General features: G+C 57.3%; 2 rRNA genes. Both read left to right on the forward strand.

The features are described from left to right. The first annotated feature begins 105 nt into the window (after nucleotides 1–105). Nucleotides 106–1,629: ribosomal RNA gene (locus ACIQUT_RS40120) — 16S ribosomal RNA — on the forward strand. A gap of 282 nt (nucleotides 1,630–1,911) precedes the next feature. Beyond that, nucleotides 1,912–5,026, forward strand: a 23S ribosomal RNA gene (locus ACIQUT_RS40125). Together the 16S and 23S rRNA genes form the textbook arrangement of a ribosomal RNA operon. Nucleotides 5,027–5,066: the final 40 nt, after the last annotated feature.

Consider the following 5,066-nt stretch of genomic DNA (forward strand, 5'->3'; position numbering starts at 1 on the left):
GAGTGCTTGTAGGCAACAACACAGCGAGGACGCAGTGGTCAGTCGGTCATATTCCGACCGTGGCTGACCCGCTCACCTGATGTTGCACCGGATTACCGGTAAACATTCATGGAGAGTTTGATCCTGGCTCAGGACGAACGCTGGCGGCGTGCTTAACACATGCAAGTCGAACGATGAAGCCCTTCGGGGTGGATTAGTGGCGAACGGGTGAGTAACACGTGGGCAATCTGCCCTTCACTCTGGGACAAGCCCTGGAAACGGGGTCTAATACCGGATACGACTGCGGGAGGCATCTCCTGTGGTGGAAAGCTCCGGCGGTGAAGGATGAGCCCGCGGCCTATCAGCTTGTTGGTGGGGTAATGGCCTACCAAGGCGACGACGGGTAGCCGGCCTGAGAGGGCGACCGGCCACACTGGGACTGAGACACGGCCCAGACTCCTACGGGAGGCAGCAGTGGGGAATATTGCACAATGGGCGAAAGCCTGATGCAGCGACGCCGCGTGAGGGATGACGGCCTTCGGGTTGTAAACCTCTTTCAGCAGGGAAGAAGCGAAAGTGACGGTACCTGCAGAAGAAGCGCCGGCTAACTACGTGCCAGCAGCCGCGGTAATACGTAGGGCGCAAGCGTTGTCCGGAATTATTGGGCGTAAAGAGCTCGTAGGCGGCTAGTCACGTCGGATGTGAAAGCCCGAGGCTTAACCTCGGGTCTGCATTCGATACGGGCTGGCTAGAGTGTGGTAGGGGAGATCGGAATTCCTGGTGTAGCGGTGAAATGCGCAGATATCAGGAGGAACACCGGTGGCGAAGGCGGATCTCTGGGCCATTACTGACGCTGAGGAGCGAAAGCGTGGGGAGCGAACAGGATTAGATACCCTGGTAGTCCACGCCGTAAACGTTGGGAACTAGGTGTTGGCGACATTCCACGTCGTCGGTGCCGCAGCTAACGCATTAAGTTCCCCGCCTGGGGAGTACGGCCGCAAGGCTAAAACTCAAAGGAATTGACGGGGGCCCGCACAAGCGGCGGAGCATGTGGCTTAATTCGACGCAACGCGAAGAACCTTACCAAGGCTTGACATATACCGGAAAGCATTAGAGATAGTGCCCCCCTTGTGGTCGGTATACAGGTGGTGCATGGCTGTCGTCAGCTCGTGTCGTGAGATGTTGGGTTAAGTCCCGCAACGAGCGCAACCCTTGTCCTGTGTTGCCAGCATGCCCTTCGGGGTGATGGGGACTCACAGGAGACCGCCGGGGTCAACTCGGAGGAAGGTGGGGACGACGTCAAGTCATCATGCCCCTTATGTCTTGGGCTGCACACGTGCTACAATGGCCGGTACAATGAGCTGCGATACCGTGAGGTGGAGCGAATCTCAAAAAGCCGGTCTCAGTTCGGATTGGGGTCTGCAACTCGACCCCATGAAGTCGGAGTCGCTAGTAATCGCAGATCAGCATTGCTGCGGTGAATACGTTCCCGGGCCTTGTACACACCGCCCGTCACGTCACGAAAGTCGGTAACACCCGAAGCCGGTGGCCCAACCCTTGTGGAGGGAGCTGTCGAAGGTGGGACTGGCGATTGGGACGAAGTCGTAACAAGGTAGCCGTACCGGAAGGTGCGGCTGGATCACCTCCTTTCTAAGGAGCACAGTACCGATTGCAGACAAACGTTCTGCACGGTCAGCTCATGGGTGGAACGTTGATTAGTTGGCGCGAGTGACTTGAAGGTCTCCCAGTACTGCCCTCGGGCGTGGAACGGAGTTCACGGAGAGCGCTTGCGCTTGGCACGTTGTTGGGTCCTGAAGGCACGGCCGTTGGTCAGTCTTCAGTGCCGGCCCCAGTGAACTCGCCAGCTTGTCTGGTGGGGTGGTGGGTGGCTGGTCGTTGTTTGAGAACTACACAGTGGACGCGAGCATCTGTGGCCAAGTTTTTAAGGGCGCACGGTGGATGCCTTGGCACCAGGAACCGATGAAGGACGTGAGAGGCCGCGATAGGCCCCGGGGAGCTGCCAACTGAGCTTTGATCCGGGGGTGTCCGAATGGGGAAACCCGGCAGTCGTCATGGGCTGTCACCCACTGCTGAACACATAGGCAGTGTGGAGGGAACGAGGGGAAGTGAAACATCTCAGTACCCTCAGGAAGAGAAAACAACCGTGATTCCGGGAGTAGTGGCGAGCGAAACCGGATGAGGCCAAACCGTATGCGTGTGATACCCGGCAGGGGTTGCGCATGCGGGGTTGTGGGAGTGAGCTTTCGCAGTCTGCCGGCTGTGAGGCGAGTCAGAAACCGTATGGATAGGCGAAGGACATGCGAAAGGTCCGGCGTAGAGGGTAAGACCCCCGTAGCTGAAATCTGTACGGCTTGCTTGCTCATTTCCCAAGTAGCACGGGGCCCGAGAAATCCCGTGTGAATCTGGCGGGACCACCCGCTAAGCCTAAATATTCCCTGGTGACCGATAGCGGATAGTACCGTGAGGGAATGGTGAAAAGTACCGCGGGAGCGGAGTGAAATAGTACCTGAAACCGTGTGCCTACAAGCCGTGGGAGCGTCGAGATCTTCGGATCTTCGTGACTGCGTGCCTTTTGAAGAATGAGCCTGCGAGTTAGCGGTGTGTAGCGAGGTTAACCCGTGTGGGGAAGCCGTAGCGAAAGCGAGTCCGAATAGGGCGATTGAGTTGCACGCTCTAGACCCGAAGCGGAGTGATCTAGCCATGGGCAGGTTGAAGCGGAGGTAAGACTTCGTGGAGGACCGAACCCACCAGGGTTGAAAACCTGGGGGATGACCTGTGGTTAGGGGTGAAAGGCCAATCAAACTCCGTGATAGCTGGTTCTCCCCGAAATGCATTTAGGTGCAGCGTCGTGTGTTTCTTGCCGGAGGTAGAGCACTGGATAGGCGATGGGCCCTACCGGGTTACTGACCTTAGCCAAACTCCGAATGCCGGTAAGTGAGAGCACGGCAGTGAGACTGTGGGGGATAAGCTCCATGGTCGAGAGGGAAACAGCCCAGAGCATCGACTAAGGCCCCTAAGCGTACGCTAAGTGGGAAAGGATGTGGAGTCGCAGAGACAACCAGGAGGTTGGCTTAGAAGCAGCCACCCTTGAAAGAGTGCGTAATAGCTCACTGGTCAAGTGATTCCGCGCCGACAATGTAGCGGGGCTCAAGCGTACCGCCGAAGTCGTGTCATTGCAGCAATAGGGCCAACGCCTGCTGTGATGGGTAGGGGAGCGTCGTGTGCCGGGTGAAGCAGCACCGGAAGGTAGTTGTGGACGGTTCACGAGTGAGAATGCAGGCATGAGTAGCGATACAAGAGTGAGAAACTCTTGCGCCGATTGACTAAGGGTTCCTGGGTCAAGCTGATCTGCCCAGGGTAAGTCGGGACCTAAGGCGAGGCCGACAGGCGTAGTCGATGGACAACCGGTTGATATTCCGGTACCCGCTTTGAAACGCCCAATATCGAGGCGAGCGATGCTAAGTCCGTGAAGCCGTCCTGGATCCTTCGGGTGAAGGGGAGTGGTGGAGCCGACGGACCAGACTTGTAGTAGGTAAGCGATGGGGTGACGCAGGAAGGTAGTCCAGCCCGGGCGGTGGTTGTCCCGGGGTAAGGGTGTAGGCCGAGGGGTAGGCAAATCCGTCCCTCATGAAGGTTGAGACCTGATGCCGAGCCGATTGTGGCGAAGTGGATGATCCTATGCTGTCGAGAAAAGCCTCTAGCGAGTTTCATGGCGGCCCGTACCCTAAACCGACTCAGGTGGTCAGGTAGAGAATACCGAGGCGTTCGGGTGAACTATGGTTAAGGAACTCGGCAAAATGCCCCCGTAACTTCGGGAGAAGGGGGGCCACGCCTGGTGATGAGTCTTGCACTCTGAGCTGGGGGTGGCCGCAGAGACCAGCGAGAAGCGACTGTTTACTAAAAACACAGGTCCGTGCGAAGCCGTAAGGCGATGTATACGGACTGACGCCTGCCCGGTGCTGGAACGTTAAGGGGACCGGTTAGCTCCATTTCGGTGGGGCGAAGCTGAGAACTTAAGCGCCAGTAAACGGCGGTGGTAACTATAACCATCCTAAGGTAGCGAAATTCCTTGTCGGGTAAGTTCCGACCTGCACGAATGGCGTAACGACTTCTCGACTGTCTCAACCATAGGCCCGGTGAAATTGCACTACGAGTAAAGATGCTCGTTTCGCGCAGCAGGACGGAAAGACCCCGGGACCTTTACTACAGTTTGATATTGGTGTTCGGTTCGGCTTGTGTAGGATAGGTGGGAGACTTTGAAGCAGCCACGCCAGTGGTTGTGGAGTCGCCGTTGAAATACCACTCTGGTCGTGCTGGATGTCTAACCTCGGTCCGTGATCCGGATCAGGGACAGTGTCTGATGGGTAGTTTAACTGGGGCGGTTGCCTCCCAAAGGGTAACGGAGGCGCCCAAAGGTTCCCTCAGCCTGGTTGGCAATCAGGTGTTGAGTGTAAGTGCACAAGGGAGCTTGACTGTGAGACCGACGGGTCGAGCAGGGACGAAAGTCGGGACTAGTGATCCGGCGGTGGCTTGTGGAAGCGCCGTCGCTCAACGGATAAAAGGTACCCCGGGGATAACAGGCTGATCTTCCCCAAGAGTCCATATCGACGGGATGGTTTGGCACCTCGATGTCGGCTCGTCGCATCCTGGGGCTGGAGTCGGTCCCAAGGGTTGGGCTGTTCGCCCATTAAAGCGGTACGCGAGCTGGGTTTAGAACGTCGTGAGACAGTTCGGTCCCTATCCGCTGTGCGCGTAGGAATATTGAGAAGGGCTGTCCCTAGTACGAGAGGACCGGGACGGACGAACCTCTGGTGTGCCAGTTGTCCTGCCAAGGGCATGGCTGGTTGGCTACGTTCGGGAGGGATAACCGCTGAAAGCATCTAAGCGGGAAGCCTGCTTCAAGATGAGTATTCCCACCTCCTTGAGAGGGTAAGGCTCCCAGTAGACGACTGGGTTGATAGGCCAGATGTGGAAGCCCGGTAACGGGTGGAGCTGACTGGTACTAATAGGCCGAGGGCTTGTCCTCAGTTGCTCGCGTCCACTGTGTTAGTTCTGAAGCAACGAAC

Origin of the sequence: Streptomyces sp. NPDC090445 (genome assembly GCF_044769385.1) — a bacterium.
Taxonomy (GTDB): domain Bacteria; phylum Actinomycetota; class Actinomycetes; order Streptomycetales; family Streptomycetaceae; genus Streptomyces.